Annotated in this window: 15 protein-coding genes; 7 read left to right on the top strand and 8 right to left on the bottom strand. The window is 64.4% G+C overall.

Annotation, left to right across the window (positions count from 1 at the left end; all coding sequences use genetic code 11):
- Nucleotides 1-40 precede the first annotated feature (40 nt).
- Together KAK09_RS09015 and KAK09_RS09010 are read right to left on the bottom strand one after the other, a co-directional pair.
- The gene (locus KAK09_RS09015; RefSeq protein ID WP_210878609.1) at nt 41-970 is read right to left on the bottom strand and encodes a DMT family transporter; all 930 of its coding nucleotides are present in this window, start codon (nt 968-970) and stop codon (nt 41-43) included.
- The gene (locus KAK09_RS09010) at nt 967-1776 is read right to left on the bottom strand and encodes an alpha/beta fold hydrolase (protein WP_210878608.1); all 810 of its coding nucleotides are present in this window, start codon (nt 1774-1776) and stop codon (nt 967-969) included. Before KAK09_RS09010 ends, KAK09_RS09015 begins: the two co-directional genes overlap by 4 nt.
- 201 nt (nt 1777-1977) lie before the next feature.
- Between KAK09_RS09010 and mscL the strand changes: the two genes are divergently transcribed.
- Nucleotides 1978-2400 carry a large conductance mechanosensitive channel protein MscL gene (gene mscL / locus KAK09_RS09005; protein WP_210878607.1) on the top strand — a complete coding sequence of 141 codons (423 nt, stop codon included), beginning with the start codon at nt 1978-1980 and terminating at the stop codon, nt 2398-2400.
- On the opposite strand, the gene ubiG is transcribed toward mscL, so the two are convergent.
- On the bottom strand, nt 2369-3139 hold the full coding sequence (gene ubiG, locus KAK09_RS09000; RefSeq protein ID WP_210878606.1) for a bifunctional 2-polyprenyl-6-hydroxyphenol methylase/3-demethylubiquinol 3-O-methyltransferase UbiG: 771 nt from the start codon (nt 3137-3139) through the stop codon (nt 2369-2371). The genes mscL and ubiG overlap by 32 nt on opposite strands.
- Before the next feature lie 49 nt (nt 3140-3188).
- Between ubiG and pip the strand changes: the two genes are divergently transcribed.
- From pip to infB, 6 genes are all read left to right on the top strand, one after another.
- Complete coding sequence (gene pip, locus KAK09_RS08995) at nt 3189-4163, top strand: prolyl aminopeptidase (protein WP_210878605.1); 975 nt, start codon at nt 3189-3191, stop codon at nt 4161-4163.
- A 39-nt stretch (nt 4164-4202) separates the two neighbouring features.
- Entirely contained in the window at nt 4203-5264 is a 1062-nt protein-coding gene (gene zapE, locus KAK09_RS08990) for a cell division protein ZapE (protein ID WP_210878604.1), read from the top strand.
- Nucleotides 5265-5390: 126 nt separating this feature from the next.
- Nucleotides 5391-5966, top strand: coding sequence for a ribosome maturation factor RimP (gene rimP / locus KAK09_RS08985; protein ID WP_210878603.1), 576 nt, complete (start codon nt 5391-5393; stop codon nt 5964-5966).
- A 4-nt stretch (nt 5967-5970) separates the two neighbouring features.
- Nucleotides 5971-7668: a transcription termination factor NusA gene (gene nusA, locus KAK09_RS08980; protein ID WP_210878602.1), complete on the top strand. Its 1698-nt coding sequence runs from the start codon at nt 5971-5973 to the stop codon at nt 7666-7668.
- Nucleotides 7669-7691: 23 nt separating this feature from the next.
- Nucleotides 7692-8315: an RNA-binding protein gene (locus KAK09_RS08975; protein WP_210878601.1), complete on the top strand. Its 624-nt coding sequence runs from the start codon at nt 7692-7694 to the stop codon at nt 8313-8315.
- A 6-nt stretch (nt 8316-8321) separates the two neighbouring features.
- Nucleotides 8322-10811, top strand: a complete 2490-nt coding sequence (gene infB, locus KAK09_RS08970) for a translation initiation factor IF-2 (protein WP_210878600.1) — start codon at nt 8322-8324, stop codon at nt 10809-10811.
- A gap of 67 nt (nt 10812-10878) precedes the next feature.
- Here the strand turns inward: infB and KAK09_RS08965 are convergent, their stop codons facing one another.
- The 5 genes from KAK09_RS08965 to KAK09_RS08945 all read right to left on the bottom strand — a co-directional run bounded on the left by KAK09_RS08965 (nt 10879) and on the right by KAK09_RS08945 (nt 15769).
- Nucleotides 10879-12408, bottom strand: a complete 1530-nt coding sequence (locus KAK09_RS08965; RefSeq protein ID WP_210878599.1) for an alanine/glycine:cation symporter family protein — start codon at nt 12406-12408, stop codon at nt 10879-10881.
- 32 nt (nt 12409-12440) lie between these two features.
- Nucleotides 12441-12875, bottom strand: a complete 435-nt coding sequence (locus KAK09_RS08960; protein ID WP_210878598.1) for a universal stress protein — start codon at nt 12873-12875, stop codon at nt 12441-12443.
- A gap of 210 nt (nt 12876-13085) precedes the next feature.
- Nucleotides 13086-14456: a glutamate--cysteine ligase gene (locus KAK09_RS08955; protein WP_210878597.1), complete on the bottom strand. Its 1371-nt coding sequence runs from the start codon at nt 14454-14456 to the stop codon at nt 13086-13088.
- 66 nt (nt 14457-14522) lie between these two features.
- Nucleotides 14523-15044: a hypothetical protein gene (locus tag KAK09_RS08950; protein WP_210878596.1), complete on the bottom strand. Its 522-nt coding sequence runs from the start codon at nt 15042-15044 to the stop codon at nt 14523-14525.
- Nucleotides 15041-15769, bottom strand: coding sequence for a 16S rRNA (uracil(1498)-N(3))-methyltransferase (locus tag KAK09_RS08945; protein ID WP_210878595.1), 729 nt, complete (start codon nt 15767-15769; stop codon nt 15041-15043). Before KAK09_RS08945 ends, KAK09_RS08950 begins: the two co-directional genes overlap by 4 nt.
- Nucleotides 15770-15778 lie beyond the last annotated feature (9 nt).

Genomic DNA, 15778 nt, shown 5'->3' with positions numbered 1-15778 from the left:
TGGGCTTGAAGCCAAGACCACCGTTTACCTTCTTGAAGGTCTACCCCCGCCCGAGCGCGCGCAGGCGCGGCCAGTAAAGTTCGACCAGCACGCAGGCGGTGACAAGCACGATGGCCAGCACCTGCAAACCGGTCGGGTAGGAGTTGAGGATCAGCACCGCCAGCGCCGCCGCGATGATCGGTTTGAGAAAGAACAGATAAGACGCACGGGTAATGTCGGGTGCCGCGGACAGCCCGCCGAACCACATGAGTTGCGTGATTGTGGTGTTCCACAGCGCCAGGATGATGAGAGACCACGCCGCAAGCGCCGGTTTCTCGACGATGCTCAGCGGGTTGACCCATTTCCCCCAGGCCGCGCCCACCAGAAACCACAGCCCGATGCCGCCGATCATCATGGTCAGCGCGATGATCCGAAGGCCGCCGTGGCGGCCCATCACCGGCTTGATCAGCACCGCATAGAACGAGCCGAGCGCCGCGCAGCCCATGGCCAGCAGCACGCCGGGCAGCGTGCCCGCCTCACCCGCCAGCGCCGCCAGCGCGCCATCGGTCAAGAGCACCGCGATGCCCAGCACGGCCAGCGCGCCGGTGATCATCTTGACCGTGCCGGGATGCACCCCGTTCAGCACCCAGTTGGCGATGGCCACGAAGATCGGAATCGTCGTGGTCACGGTCGCCACCTGAATGACGGTCGCGTAATCGAGCGCCCAGTGAAAGAACAGATAGGTGACGGTCACGCCCATGAGCGAGAGCCAGACGATATTGAGTCCCTCCTTGCGCAAGGGTGTGATCAGGTCGCGGCTGTCGCGGTCCCAGAGCGCCCAGAGGATGAGGCCGAAACCGCCCAGAAGATAGCGCCAGACGCTTGTTTCCGGCCCCGCAACCCCGCCCAGCTTGGCGAAGAACTCACTGCTCGCGTGGCCCGCCACGCCGATCATCACCGCCGGATAGGCCCATTTCTCGGGGATGTTCACGGGCGGATCTCCTGACCGAAGCGTGCAAGGCTTGCCACCAGCCGCTCGGGCGCTTCCTGCGGCAGCAGGTGGCCCGCCTCGGCCCAGTTCTCGCGCCGTGCATCGGGCAGCGTGGCATAGAGCCGGTCCACCACATCGCGGTCCAGAAACACCCGGTCCTGAAGCCCGGTGATGACCAGCACGGGCAGGGAAAGGGTGCTGTAGTCGAGCGTCCAGTCGGTCGCGGCGGCATTGCGCATCAGGTTCATGTGGCCATGCTCGGGCGGCAACGGCGCATAGCCGCCCTTGAGGAAATTCGGTCGTGCCTGTGCCGCGAAATCACCGTTGACCAGCAGCGGAAACAGCGCGTCAAGAAAGAGCGATACGCCGCCATGTTCGACGATCCGCGCCATCGCATTGTTCACCCAGTCGATGCGCGGCCCGATCTCGCGCAGGGTGTTGAGCAGCACCAGCCCCTCGACCCGCGCCCCGTTCAGCACCGCCCGCGCGGCATAAAGCCCGCCGATGGAAAGGCCCACAAGGATGGGCCGCGACGGGGCCAGCTCGGCCAGGAGCCGCTCAAGATCCGCCACGATCACCGTGTCGGTTAGCGCAAGTGCCGGATCGAAGGGCGAATCTGTCTGCCCGCGGAAATTGTAGCTCAGCGTGCCGAAGCCCTGCGCGCGCAGCGCAGGCGCGACTACGGCCTCCCAGGCATCGGTAGAGCCGGTCAGCGCGTTGACAAAAATGAAGGTGGGCGCACCATCGCGCGAAGGCGCATGGTGGAGGTAGAACAGCGCGTCAGTCTTTGTCAGGGGAAGGTGCATGGCGGTCTCCGTCAGGGCATCCGGAGGCACGCTAGGCGAGCGCCGGGGCTGGTGCAAGTGGGCGCGCACAACGGTGAGGGGTCAGCGACCTTTCCCTTGATTGCACCGTGAAAGTATCGGCAGATTGTGCGCGAGATATGGTAAACAGGCCGTGTGGGTGGATCAGGTCACCCGGCGTCAGTGTGAAAAAAAGGGACGGGAATGATTCAAGAGTTCAAGGACTTCATCGCCAAGGGCAATGTCATGGACATGGCCGTGGGTATCATTATCGGTGCGGCCTTTACCGCCATCGTCAATTCGATGGTCGCCGATCTGATCAACCCGATCATCAGCCTGTTTCTGGGCGGCATTGATTTCTCGGGGCTTTATATCGTGCTTGGCTCGGGCGACTATGCCTCGATTGCCGCCGCCGAAGAGGCGGGTACCGCGGTGTTCGCTTATGGCCGCTTCATCATGGCAGTGATCAACTTTCTCATCATCGCCTGGGTGGTATTTCTTCTTGTGAAGGCCGTAAACCGCACCAGAGACGCGGCCACGAGACCGAAAGCAGCGGCCCCCGCCGCCGATCCCGGCCCGAGCGAACTTGATATCCTCATGGAAATTCGCGATTCGCTCCGGAAGTGAGGCGCAGGCTGGCGGTGACGTAATTCACACTCAGGTCGCGCGTCGACAGCCGCCATTGCCAGGTGATCGGGTTGAAGACAAAACCCTTGCGGTCTACCGGGTCGAGGCCCGCCTTGCGCAACAACTCGTAAAGTTCTTCGGGCGTGATGAATTTCGACCAGTCATGCGTGCCCTTCGGTAGCCAGCGCATGACATATTCGGCGCCGACGATAGCCATGGCGAAACTTCTGGGATTGCGGTTGATGGTCGAGCAGATATGCAGCCCGCCCGGCTTCAGCAGATCGCGACAGGCGGTCAGATAGGCCAGCGGGTCGGCCACATGCTCGACCACCTCCATGTTGAGCACCACGTCGAACTGCTCGCCCGCCGCCGCCATGTCCTCGGCGGTGGTGTGGCGATAGTCGATGGCAAGCCCCGACTGTTCGGCATGAAGCTGCGCCACCGGGATGTTGCGCGGGGCGGCATCGGCCCCCACGACCGTCGCGCCAAGTCGTGCCATCGGCTCGCTCAGCAATCCCCCACCACAGCCGATATCCAGCAGGCGCAGCCCCTCGAACGGGCGTGCGGCGGACAGATCGCGGTCGAACTCGGCGGCGATCTGCGACGTGATGTAATCCAGACGACAGGGGTTGAGCATGTGCAACGGCTTGAACTTGCCGTTCGGATCCCACCATTCGGCGGCCATTGCCTCGAACTTCGCGACCTCGGTGGGATCAATCGTGCTCTGCGCGGCTTGCATTCCGGTCTCCGTGTGGCTCAATGGGTCATGGGCGGTATATAGGACAGCGATGGACAGAGTCTCGGGCCATAAAAGCGCAGTGCAATATCTGCACCCCCCCGTCGAACCGTTCGAGCGGCGGATGCTGGATGTGGGCGACGGCCATTGCATTTACATGGAACAATCCGGGCGGCGCGACGGCCTTCCTGTGGTGGTGCTGCATGGCGGGCCGGGCGGCGGATCAAGCCCGGCGATGCGGCGCTATTTCGATCCCGAGGTCTATCGCATCGTGCTTTTCGATCAACGCGGCTGTGGGCGCTCCAAACCCCATGCCAGCGTCGAGGCCAACACCACATGGCATCTGGTGGCCGATATCGAGCGTATCCGCGAGGCGCTGGGCATCGAAAGCTGGTTCGTCTTCGGCGGAAGCTGGGGTGCGACTCTGGCGCTGCTCTATGCCCAGACCCACCCTGCGCGCGCACGCCACCTGATCCTGCGTGGCGTCTTTACCATGACCGAGGCCGAGCTTCACTGGTTCTACGGTGGCGGTGCTGCGGCGTTCTGGCCCGAGACCTGGGCGCGGTTCGTCGCCCCCATCCCCGAGGCCGAGCACGGCGATCTGATCTCCGCCTATCACAAGCGGCTTTTCTCCGGTGATCTGGGACAGGAGATCACCCATGCCAAGGCCTGGTCGGCCTGGGAAAACGCGCTTGCCACAGTGCATTCCACCGGGGTTGGGGGCGATAGCCCCGCCGATTATGCCCGTGCCTTTGCCCGGCTGGAGAATCACTATTTCCTCAATCGCGGTTTCCTCGAACATGACGGGCATATTCATGCCAACATGCACCGGATCGCCCATGTCCCCGGCACGATCGTGCAGGGCCGCTTTGACATGATCTGCCCGCCCGCTGCCGCGCACCGTCTGGCCGCGCTCTGGCCCGCCTGCGACCTGCGGATGGTGCCGCTCGCCGGTCACGCGCTTTCGGAGCCGGGGATCAGCGCCGAGCTTGTGGGCGTCATGCGGCGTCTCGCAGAGCGCGGCTGAGCATTGCCGCCCGAGACGCATCGCGCTATGGCGCGCGGCATGGAAACGCTTCCTGACCTCTACGCCCGCCGCGTTGCCGAGGGCATGCTTCGCCACGATCCGGCGCAGGAGGCCGTGCTGCCCGAATTCGAGCGTATCCGTGCGGCCCTCGCCGGGACGCCGCGCAAGAGCTGGTTCCGTCGCGTGCCCGAGCCGCCCAAGGGGCTTTATCTCTGGGGTGGCGTGGGGCGCGGCAAGTCTATGCTGATGGATCTCTTTGTTGAAACGCTCGACGTGCCCAATCGGCGCGTGCATTTCCACGCCTTCATGCAGGAAATGCACGCGGGCCTTCACGCCGCGCGCGCGCGCGGCGAGACAGACGCGCTTGCCCCCGTCGCCGCTGGGGTGGCGAAATCCGTGCGCCTTCTGGCCTTCGACGAGATGCAGATCACCGACATCACCGATGCGATGATCGTGGGGCGCCTTTTCGAGGCGCTTTTCGCCGCCGGGGTGGTGGTGGTGACGACCTCGAACCGTGTGCCCGATGACCTCTACAGGAACGGGTTGAACCGGCAGTTGTTCCTGCCCTTCATCGCGCTCCTGAAAGAACGCATGGTGGTGCACGAAATGGCCAGCCCCACCGATTACCGCCAGAACCGCCTGGCCGGGGCGCAGACATGGCTCACGCCGCTGACGGCAGAGAATCGGGCCGAGATCGAGGCAATCTGGCAGGACATGACCGGCGGGCAGGGCGCGGCTCATGAGATTATCGTCAACAAGCGCGCGGTAGAGATCCCCGCCTTTCACAACGGTGTTGCACGCGCCACGTTCTATGATCTGTGCGGCAGGCCGCTTGGCCCCGCCGATTACCTCGCGCTGGCGCAATCCGTGCGCCTCCTCATCCTTGAGAACATCCCGCAACTGGGGCGGACGAATTTCAACGAGGCCAGGCGTTTTGTCACCCTGATCGACGCGCTTTACGAGGCGCGTGTGCGCCTCATCTGCTCGGCGGCGGCGGACCCGGAGTTTCTCTATCTCGAGGGCGAAGGCTCTTTCGAGTTCGAGCGGACAGCCAGCCGCCTGCGCGAGATGCAGTCCGAAGGCTGGGGCGCGCCTGCCTGAAATCGGCGCTTGCAATACGCGATCAGCGGGCCTATATGCCGATTTGACAGCGGCACCTCGGGGTCTCCGATGGTTCCACCGGGAAACATGACGGGCCGCGCGCCCGTTTTTTTGTGCTTGGAAAAGATGACAAACGACCTCATCGCAAAGGCCGCCATCGACCGAAGGCTGGCAGAGATCATCACCCCGGTGATCGAGGGTATGGGATTCGAGCTTGTGCGCGTGCGGCTCATGGGCGGCAAGACACATCTGCTTCAGGTCATGGCTGACCGTCCCGAGGGTGGCATCGAAGTGGACGATTGCGCCGCCATCAGCACCGCCATCAGCGCCGTGCTCGATGTCGAGGATCCCATTGTGGACGCCTATACGCTCGAGGTCTCCAGCCCCGGCATCGACCGGCCCCTGACCCGGCTCAAGGATTTCGAGGCTTTCGAGGGCTATGAGGCGCGGCTTGAGACCGCCGATCTGATCGACGGGCGCAAGCGCTTCAAGGGTGTTCTTGCCGGGGTCGAAGGCAACGAGGTGCTGATCAACATCGAGGAAGGCACGATCGGCCTTGATTTCGACTGGCTGAGCGATGCCAAGCTGATCCTGACCGACGAGCTGATCCGCGAGATGCTGCGCGCGCGCAAGGCGGCGGGCGTGATCGACGAAACCCATTTTGACGAGATCGAAACCGAGAGCGGTTCTGAGGAGGACTGAGACCATGGCAATCACATCCGCCAACCAGCTTGAGCTGTTGCAGACCGCCGAAGCGGTGGCGCGCGAAAAGATGATCGACCCCGGCCTCGTGATCGAAGCCATGGAAGAGAGCCTCGCGCGAGCCGCCAAGAGCCGCTACGGCTCGGAAATGGATATTCATGTCAAGATCGACCGCAAGACGGGCCGCGCCGCCTTTACCCGTGTGCGCACCGTGGTCGCGGACGATGCGCTCGAGAATTATCAGGCCGAGCTAACGCCCGAGCAGGCCAGACCCTACTTCGTTGCCGCTGTGCCGGGGCGCGATGAGTTCTGGCTGCGCGACGGCGTGCGGATCGACCCGACCGAGGCGGGTGCGCCGCAGGTCGGCGACCAGTTTCATGAGGCCGTGCCGCCGGTGGAAATGGGCCGCATTGCCGCGCAGAGCGCCAAGCAGGTGATCCTGCAAAAGGTCCGCGAGGCCGAGCGCGACCGCCAATACGAGGCGTTCAGGGACCGTGCCGGCACGATCATCAACGGCGTCGTCAAGCGCGAGGAATACGGCAATGTCATCGTCGAGCTTCAGGGCTATGGCGAGGCGGTGCTGCGCCGCAACGAAAAGATCGGGCGCGAGGCCTATCGCCCCGGCGACCGTCTGCGCGCCTATGTCAAGGACGTGCGTCGCGAACAGCGCGGCCCGCAGATCTTCCTCTCGCGCACCGATCCGCAATTCATGGCAGAGCTGTTCAAGATGGAAGTGCCCGAGATCTACGACGGCATCATCGAGATCAAGGCCGTCGCCCGCGACCCCGGCAGCCGCGCCAAGATCGCCGTCATCAGCTATGACAGCTCGATCGACCCGGTTGGCGCCTGTGTCGGGATGCGCGGCAGCCGGGTGCAGGCCGTGGTGAACGAGCTTCAGGGCGAAAAGATCGACATCATCCCGTGGAACGAGGATCAGGCCACGTTCCTTGTCAACGCGCTGCAACCCGCCGAGGTAGCCAAGGTCGTGATCGACGAGGACGCGCAGCGCATCGAGGTGGTGGTGCCCGAGGATCAGCTTTCGCTTGCCATCGGGCGGCGCGGTCAGAACGTGCGGCTAGCCTCGCAGCTGACCGGGCTTGATATCGACATCATGACCGAGGCGCAGGACAGCGAGCGTCGGCAAAAGGAATTCGAGGAGCGGACGCGCCTGTTCATGGACGCGCTCGATCTTGACGAATTTTTCGCCCAGCTTCTGGTGGCCGAGGGCTTTACCAATCTCGAAGAGGTCGCCTATGTCGAGCTCGAAGAACTCTTGGTCATCGACGGCGTGGATGAAGAAACGGCAGGCGAGCTTCAGGCGCGGGCGCGCGACGTTCTCGAGGCACAGGCCACCGAGGCGCTGGACAAGGCCCGCGCGCTGGGCGCCGAGGACAGCCTCATCGGCTTCGAGGGGCTGACGCCGCAGATGGTGCTGGCGCTGGTCGAGGACGATGTCAGGACACTGGAGGATTTCGCCACCTGTGCCGATTGGGAACTGGCCGGCGGCTGGACGACCGTCGATGGTGCGCGCGTCAAGGACGAGGGCATCCTGGAGCGCTTCGATGTCTCTCTTGAAGAGGCGCAGGACATGGTGATGACGGCGCGCGTCATGCTAGGCTGGGTCGATCCCGATGACCTAATGCCCGAGGCCGACGAGAGCGACGACGATGGCGCCGCGCAAGATAAGGAGGCCGGGGCCTGATCCGTCAGGTTCCGGAGGCAGCCATGGGGCGTGGTGGGCAACCCAAGGACCGCTCGGACGGTCCCGAACGCAAGTGCATCGCTACGGGCGAACTGCGCCCGAAGGCGCAGCTTGTGCGTTTTGTGATCGGGCCGGATGGCGCGGTGGTGCCTGATATCGCGGCCAAGCTGCCGGGGCACGGCATCTATGTCGTGCCGACCCGCGCGGCTATCGAGCGCGCGGCCACCAAGGGCCTTTTTGCCCGTGCCGCGAAACAGCCGGTGACGGTGCCCGAGGCGCTGGCTGATCGAGTCGAGGCGCTGATTGCGCGCCGCCTGATCGACCTCATCAGCCTCGCGCGCAAGGGCGGCGGCGCGGTGGCCGGATACGAGAAGGTCAAGGACCGTCTCGCGCGCGGTGATGTGCGGGTTCTGCTTCAGGCCAGCGACGGTTCGGAGCGTGGAAAATCGGGGCTGAGCACGCCTGAAGGCGGCACCTATATCGGCTGGCTGACCGCCGACGAGCTTGGCCAGGCATTCAGCCGTCAAACCACGATCCACGCCGTGCTGGGCTATGGAGGTTTGGCGCAACGTGTTGTAGAGGAGGCGGCAAGACTGAAAGGTCTGCGCGTCTCGGACGGCGAGACAGCGCGCCGGAAAGGAAAGTAGAATCATATGAGCGACAACGACGGAAAGAAACCCTTGGGTGTGCGTGGCGGTCCCCGTGCGGGGAACGTGAAGCAGAGCTTCAGCCATGGACGCACCAAGAACGTCGTGGTGGAAACCAAGCGCAAGCGCGTTGTCGTGCCCAAGCCGGGCGCGACTGCGGGTGTGGGTAGCTCGCCCGCCGCCGCTGCCTCGGGTGCCACCAAGCGCCCCGCCGGGATCTCGGATGCAGAGCTCGAGCGCCGGATGAAGGCGTTGGCCGCCGCCAAGGCGCGTGAGGCCGATGACGCCGTGCGCCGCGAGGCCGAGGAAAAGGCACGCGAGGAAGAGCGCCTGCGTCGCCGCGAAGAGGCCGAGGCCAAGGAGCGCGAACAGCGCGAGGCCGAGGAACGTGCCCGCCAGAAGGCCGAGGAGGAGGCGCGCCGCGAGCGTGAGGCCACCGAGGCCAAGGCCCGCGAGGCTGCGGAACCCGCGCCTGATGCCGCGCCGACACGCCCGGCCCCGTCCAAGGCCGCCGTGCCCGTCGCCCCGCGTCGCCGCGAAGAGGATGACCGTGACACCCGCCGGGGTAAAGGCCGGGCCGGGGGCGACGAAGGCCGACGCACCGGCAAGCTCACGCTCAATCAGGCGCTTGCGGGCGGCGAGGGCGGCCGCCAGAAATCCATGGCCGCCATGAAGCGCAAGCAGGAGCGCGCCCGCCAGAAGGCCATGGGCGGCATGCAGGAGCGCGAAAAGGTTGTGCGCGACGTGCAACTGCCCGAGGTGATCGTTGTGTCGGAACTGGCCAACCGCATGGCCGAGCGCGTCGGTGACGTGGTCAAGGCGCTGATGCAGAGCGGCATGATGGTGACGCAGAACCAGTCGATCGACGCCGATACCGCCGAGCTGATCATCGAGGAATTCGGCCATCGTGTCGTGCGTGTCAGCGATTCTGATGTCGAGGACGTGATCGACACGGTCGATGACAGGCCCGAGGATCTCAAGCCGCGTCCGCCTGTGATCACCATCATGGGCCATGTGGACCACGGCAAGACCTCGCTGCTCGATGCAATCCGTGATGCCAAGGTCGTCGCGGGCGAGGCCGGCGGCATTACCCAGCATATCGGCGCCTATCAGGTCACCACCGACAGCGGCACGTTGCTGACCTTCCTGGACACGCCCGGCCACGCGGCCTTTACCTCGATGCGCGCACGCGGCGCGCAGGTGACGGATATCGTCGTGCTCGTCGTAGCCGCCGACGACGCGGTGATGCCGCAGACCATCGAGGCCATCAATCACGCCAAGGCTGCCGGTGTGCCGATGATCGTGGCGATCAACAAGATCGACCTGCCCGCCGCCGATCCCGACAAGGTGCGCGCCGATCTTCTGCGCCAAGAGGTCGTGGTCGAGAAAATGTCGGGTGACGTGCAGGATGTCGAGGTTTCGGCCATGACCGGGCAGGGTCTTGACGAGTTGCTTGAGGCGATCGCGCTTCAGGCCGAGATACTGGAGTTGAAGGCCAACCCCGAGCGCGCCGCCGAGGGCGCCGTGATCGAGGCCAAACTCGATGTGGGCCGCGGCCCGATCGCCACCGTTCTGGTGCAGCGCGGCACGCTCAAGCAGGGCGACATCTTTGTCGTGGGCGAGCAATACGGCAAGGTGCGCGCGCTGGTGAACGACCGCGGCGAGCGCATCAAGGAGGCCGGGCCATCTTCGCCGGTCGAGGTTCTGGGCCTCAACGGCACACCCGAGGCGGGCGACGTTCTCAACGTGGTTGACACCGAGGCACAGGCCCGCGAGATCGCCAATTACCGCTATGAGAAGGCCAAGGAAAAACGCGCCGCAGCCGGGGCCGGGGCCACGCTCGAACAGCTTCTGGCCAAGGCCAAGGAAGACGAGAACGTCAAGGAACTGCCGATCCTCGTCAAGGCCGATGTGCAGGGTTCCGCCGAGGCCATCGTTCAGGCGATGGAGAAGATCGGCAACGAGGAGGTGCGTGTGCGCGTGCTCCATTCCGGGGTCGGCGCGATCACAGAATCCGACGTGGGCCTTGCCGAGGCGTCCGGTGCGCCGGTTCTGGGCTTCAACGTCCGGGCCAATGCGTCCGCACGCAACAGCGCCAACCAGAAGGGCGTGGAAATCCGCTATTATTCGGTGATCTACGATCTGGTGGACGATGTGAAAGCGGCGGCAAGCGGTCTTCTGGGCAACGAGATCCGCGAGAAGTTCATCGGCTACGCCAAGATCAAGGAGGTCTTCAAGGTCTCCAACGTGGGCAAGGTGGCAGGCTGCCTTGTCACCGAGGGCGTGGCGCGCCGCTCGGCTGGTGTCCGCCTTCTGCGCGACGATGTGGTGATCCACGAAGGCACGCTCAAGACGCTCAAGCGTTTCAAGGACGAGGTGGCCGAGGTGCAGTCCGGTCAGGAATGCGGCATGGCCTTCGAGAATTACGATGATGTTCGCGAGGGCGATGTCATCGAGATTTTCGAGCGTGAGGAAATCACCCGCAGCCTTGCGTGATCCGATCACGCTTTGACAAACGCCAAGGGCCGGGGATGATCCCCGGCCCTTGTCTTTTTCAGGGTGTTCAGTTGTATTTCTTGATCTCGCCAGAACGCAGCCGCGTCAGATAGTTGTTCATCTCGCGCTTGACGATCGGCATCAGGAAGTAGAGCGCGATGATGTTGACCACGCCCATGGCAAACAGCGCCGCATCCGAGAAATCCAGCACTGCGCCAAGGCTGGAGACCGCGCCGATAAACACGAAGACGCAGAAGATCAGCTTGAACACGAGTTCCTTGTTCTTGCCCTCGCCGAACATGTAGGTCCAGGCCTTGAGGCCGTAATAGGACCAGGTGATCATGGTCGAGAAGGCAAACAGGACCACTGCCAGCGCAAGGGCGTAGGGTGCCCAGCCAAACACCGATCCGAACGCTGCCGAGGTGATCGGCACGCCGCCCGTTGCCCCGCTCGCCGTCGCGATGCGACCGGCTTCGTTGAGGATGTAGCGCCCACTTTCGGCGTCGATCAGCAGTTGCTGGGTGATGATGATCACCAGCGAAGTCATGGTGCAGATCACCACCGTGTCGATGAACGGTTCCAGCAGCGAGACAAAGCCCTCGGTGACCGGCTCCTTGGTGCGTACCGCCGAGTGGGCGATGGCGGCAGAGCCGATGCCCGCCTCGTTTGAAAAGGCGGCCCGGCGGAAGCCCTGGATGATCGCGCCGACAATCCCGCCGACAATCCCCGAATCGGTGAACGCGCCCCGGAAGATCTCGCCAAAGGCCCAGAGGATCATGTTGGCGTTCATCAGGATGATCAGCAGCGCCACCAGAACATAGCCGATCCCCATGAACGGCACGACCTTCTCGGTCACGCGGGCGATGGACTTGATCCCACCGACAATCACGATGAACACGATGACCGAAAGTGCCAGTCCGGTGACCCATGCGGGAACACCAACGACCGCCTGCACCTGGCTTGCCGCCTGGTTGGCCTGAAACATGTTGCCCCCGCCAAGCGCACCCAGCACGCAGAAGATCGAGAACATCACCGCCATGAACCCGCCCAGAGGCAGGCCGCGCTCGGCAAAGCCCTTCTTGATGTAATACATCGGTCCGCCCGAAACGGTGCCATCCGCGTATTCATTGCGGTATTTGACGCCAAGCGTGCATTCGGTGAACTTGGTGGCCATCCCCAGAAGACCCGCAAGGATCATCCAGAAGGTAGCCCCGGCGCCACCGATGCTGACCGCGACCGCGACCCCGGCGATATTGCCAAGGCCGACCGTGCCCGAAAGCGCGGTGGCCAGTGCCTGAAAGTGGCTGACCTCGCCCGCGTCGTTCGGGTCAGAATAATCGCCGCGCACCAGTTCGATGGAGTGTCGGAAGGCGCGGAACTGGATAAAGCCGAAATAAACCGTGAAGACCACCGCCGCGATCACCAGCCAGCTGACGATCCAGGGCACGCCAAAGACATCGGCAAAGATCAGATTGACGAACCAGCCGGTGCTGGCAGCAAAGATCGAATCGATCTGGTCCCCGAATGCCTGCGCCTGTGCCATGCCCGGCAGAAGCGCCAGCATGGCAGCGGCAAAAGTGGAATATATCCGTTGCATTTGTTTTGTCCTTTTCCCTGTCCCTGTTGGTCTTACGGCACGATGGTGCAGGGCACCGGCGAGGTTTGCACCAATGCGCCCGCAACCGAGCCGAAAATCCGCGCCTCCAGCGCCGATTGCCCCTCGCGTCCGACGAAGATCTGAACCGCGCCGACCTCGGCGGCGATCTTGCCCAGCAGGTCGGCGATGCTGCCGTAGCGGATCACCACCTCGACGGGCACGCCCGCGCTCTTCAATTCCTCGGCCACGCTGCTGTTGATCTGTTCCTCGGCCCGCGTCATCTCTTCGCGGCGGCGCTTGTGGCGCTCCTCGAGTTCCTTGGGGGTGAGAAAGGAATATGGCGACCATTCAAGCACATGGGCCAGCACGATACAGCCACCTTGCGCCTTGGCCCGCTCGACAGCGAATTCCAGCGCGCGCCGCGCCGATACGCTGCCGTCGTAGCCGACGACGAATTTATCGGACATCTTGGGGTCTCCCTCGTTGGTTCCGTCATCCGGGTCTTGACGGCCCGGTAACCAAAACTAGCAGGGATTTGCCTCACGAGTGTCCCGGAATCGACGGATTTACGATCCGAACAGGCTGAAAATTGGCCGAATTCTGATTATTGCGCAAGATTTTCCCGCGAAGCGCCCTTTCGCAGTTGCGGCATTGCGCCGCGCGGCTGCGGGTCGCGCTCAGTAGCTGTAATCGGCGTAGATCCGACTCAGATCGCCTTGCCAGTCGCCGTGATAGCGGGCGAGAAGCTCATCGGCGGGGGTGCGACCGGTCTCGACGCTTTCGCGCAGGGCATCGAGGAAATGCGTTTCGTCGGGGATCATGCCGCCGCCACCGGGCCGCGCGCGCGCCTTCAGACCGGCATGCGACAACTCCAGCACCTCGCGCGCAAGCGCGTGCATGTCGATACCACCCACCTTTGCCTGAAGCCCGTCCACGCTGGCCGCTACGCGCAGGCCCTCGCGCGTCTCAGAATCCCATCCCTTGACCAGATCCCAGGCGGCATCAAGCGCGCCCTGATCATACATGAGCCCGACCCAGAACGCGGGCAGCGCACAGAGCCTGCGCCACGGCCCACCATCGGCGCCGCGCATCTCCATGAATTTCTTGATTCGCGCTTCGGGAAAGATCGTGGTCAAGTGATCCGCCCAGTCGCTGAGCGTCGGTTTCTCGCCCGGCAGCGTGGGCAATTCACCGCGCAGGAAATCGCGGAAACTTTGCCCGAGCGCGTCGTGATAAACGCCGTCGCGATAGACGAAATACATGGGTACATCAAGCGCGTACTCTGCGTACGCCTCGAACCCGAAACCCTCGTCGAAGACAAAGGGCAGCATACCCGTGCGCGCCGGGTCAAGGTCACGCCAGACACGCGCGCGCCAGGATTTGTGACCGTTGGGCTTGCCCTCGAAAAACGGCGAATTGGCGAAAAGCGCCGTGGCCACCGGTTGCAGCGCGAGGGCCACGCGGAACTTCTGCACCATGTCCGCCTCGGACCCGAAATCGAGATTCACCTGCACGGTGCAGGTGCGATACATCATGGATTTGCCCATGGTACCGACACGGTCCATGTAATCGGTCATCAGCCGATAGCGCCCCTTCGGCAGCACCGGCATATCCTCGTGCCGCCAGATCGGGGCCGCGCCAAGGCCGATAAAGCCGACGCCCACCTTGTCGGCGATGTCCTTTACGTCGCGCAGGTGCTCGTTCACCTCGTCGCAGGTCTGGTGGATGGTTTCCAGCGGTGCGCCTGAAAGTTCCAGTTGCCCGCCCGGCTCCAGGCTCACATTTGCGCCGTCCTTCTCCAGCCCGATGAGGTGGCCCGCCTCCTCTACAGGGGCCCAGCCATGCCCGTCGCGCAGCCCCTCCAGCACCGCAAGGATCGAGCGCGGGCCCTCATAGGGCAACGGGCGCAGCGTGTCCTTGCAATAGCCGAATTTCTCGTGCTCGGTGCCGATGCGCCAGTCAGAGATGGGCTTGCACCCGCTCGCCAGATACTCGGCCAATTGCTCGTGGTGCTCGATCGGCCCGCCGCCGGATTGGGGAATGGACATGTTGGGGTCTCCTGAACGGCGTGCGCTTTTATCGGGGGCCAGAGTTGGCGTCATTCGGCGCAGGTGTCAATGCAGCCTTGGGTGGGTTGTCGGGCGCGCGTGTCGCTGCCACAGCGTCTCGGGCGCGGGTCCGGGGCGGCGCATCCGCGCCAGCATGTGTTCCGTGCGCAGACCGGGAAGCACGGCGAAGGCGTCGAAAAGCGCCTCGGCCCCCTCGGCATCGAGCGGAATATGGAGATCGGGCTGGCCCGGTTGCGACAGCACCCAGTGCGGCCCCATGGGGTCAAGCGCAAGCGCGGTGATCTCCGACAGCGCGACCGCGCCGCCTGTCTCGGGGCCAAGATAGGCGATCAGACCCTCGTCCACCACCACCACCCCCGGCCCGCCCGCGCCACGCCGGAACCGCATCCGTTGCAGTGCGGCCAGTCCAAGCGCTGCGGCGGAAATGAGCAGCGCCCAGCCGATCCACCGGAGCAAACCAAAGCCGGTCAGCACCCACCAGAGGCCGAGCGCGGCCAGACCAAGCGCCACCAGCACCTCGCGCCAGCGGCGCAGGCTTTGCGACGCGGCGGGGCGGACAAGGCTCATCCCCAGTCTCCGCAACTCAGTTGCCAGAGGGTGAGGGCGGCGACGGCGGCGGTATCGGCGCGCAGGATGCGCGGCCCGAGGCTTATGGCATGGGCTTGCGGCAAGGCACGCAACCGCGCGCGCTCGGCCTCGGAAAAGCCGCCCTCGGGACCGATCAGCACCGCCCAGGGCGCTCCTCCGAGACCACCCGGCAGAGCGGGCGCGGTGCCCGCAAGCGTCTCGTCGCAGAACATCAGATGCCGGTCCTCGGGCCAGTCCGCAAGCAGCCGCTCGAGGCGGGTGAGGTCCGCCACCTCCGGCACGAAAGTGCCGCCGCATTGCTCGGCGGCCTCGACGGCATGGGCCTGAAGCCGGTCCTGCCGGATGCGCTCGGAATTGGTGAACTCGGTCTGAACCGGCACGATCCGCGCCGCGCCCATCTCGGCGGCCTTCTCGACGATGAAATCGGTGCGCGCCTTCTTGATCGGCGCGAACAGCAGCCACAGATCGGGCGGGTTGCGTTGCGGCGCGGTCTGCACCCCGACGCGCAGCAGGCCGCCGCGCTTGCCCGCCTCGGTCACGCTCGCGCGCCATTCACCATCGCGCCCGTTGAACACGCGCAAAGCGTTCCCCGGCCCAAGCCGCATGACACCAAAGAGGTAATGCGCCTGCGGCCCGCTCAGAGGAAGGGTTTGCCCTTCCCCCAGCGGGTGCTCTAGATAAAGCCTGATCTTGTCCCCTGTCATGAGGCCAGC

Origin of the sequence: Roseovarius autotrophicus (assembly GCF_018069895.1) — a bacterium.
In the GTDB taxonomy this organism is placed as follows: domain Bacteria; phylum Pseudomonadota; class Alphaproteobacteria; order Rhodobacterales; family Rhodobacteraceae; genus Roseovarius; species Roseovarius autotrophicus.
Note: the sequence above shows the minus strand (reverse complement) of the source record. Positions and strands in the feature narration are given on the sequence as shown.

Excerpts from the sequence above, each read along its gene's own strand:
- KAK09_RS09010 (WP_210878608.1), bottom strand. The coding sequence starts at position 1,776 with ATGCACCTTCCCCTGACAAAGACTGACGCGCTGTTCTACCTCCACCAT.
- mscL (WP_210878607.1), top strand. The coding sequence starts at position 1,978 with ATGATTCAAGAGTTCAAGGACTTCATCGCCAAGGGCAATGTCATGGAC.
- ubiG (WP_210878606.1), bottom strand. The coding sequence starts at position 3,139 with ATGCAAGCCGCGCAGAGCACGATTGATCCCACCGAGGTCGCGAAGTTC.
- pip (WP_210878605.1), top strand. The coding sequence starts at position 3,189 with ATGGACAGAGTCTCGGGCCATAAAAGCGCAGTGCAATATCTGCACCCC.
- zapE (WP_210878604.1), top strand. The coding sequence starts at position 4,203 with ATGGAAACGCTTCCTGACCTCTACGCCCGCCGCGTTGCCGAGGGCATG.
- rimP (WP_210878603.1), top strand. The coding sequence starts at position 5,391 with ATGACAAACGACCTCATCGCAAAGGCCGCCATCGACCGAAGGCTGGCA.
- nusA (WP_210878602.1), top strand. The coding sequence starts at position 5,971 with ATGGCAATCACATCCGCCAACCAGCTTGAGCTGTTGCAGACCGCCGAA.
- KAK09_RS08975 (WP_210878601.1), top strand. The coding sequence starts at position 7,692 with ATGGGGCGTGGTGGGCAACCCAAGGACCGCTCGGACGGTCCCGAACGC.
- infB (WP_210878600.1), top strand. The coding sequence starts at position 8,322 with ATGAGCGACAACGACGGAAAGAAACCCTTGGGTGTGCGTGGCGGTCCC.
- KAK09_RS08965 (WP_210878599.1), bottom strand. The coding sequence starts at position 12,408 with ATGCAACGGATATATTCCACTTTTGCCGCTGCCATGCTGGCGCTTCTG.
- KAK09_RS08960 (WP_210878598.1), bottom strand. The coding sequence starts at position 12,875 with ATGTCCGATAAATTCGTCGTCGGCTACGACGGCAGCGTATCGGCGCGG.
- KAK09_RS08955 (WP_210878597.1), bottom strand. The coding sequence starts at position 14,456 with ATGTCCATTCCCCAATCCGGCGGCGGGCCGATCGAGCACCACGAGCAA.
- KAK09_RS08950 (WP_210878596.1), bottom strand. The coding sequence starts at position 15,044 with ATGAGCCTTGTCCGCCCCGCCGCGTCGCAAAGCCTGCGCCGCTGGCGC.
- KAK09_RS08945 (WP_210878595.1), bottom strand. The coding sequence starts at position 15,769 with ATGACAGGGGACAAGATCAGGCTTTATCTAGAGCACCCGCTGGGGGAA.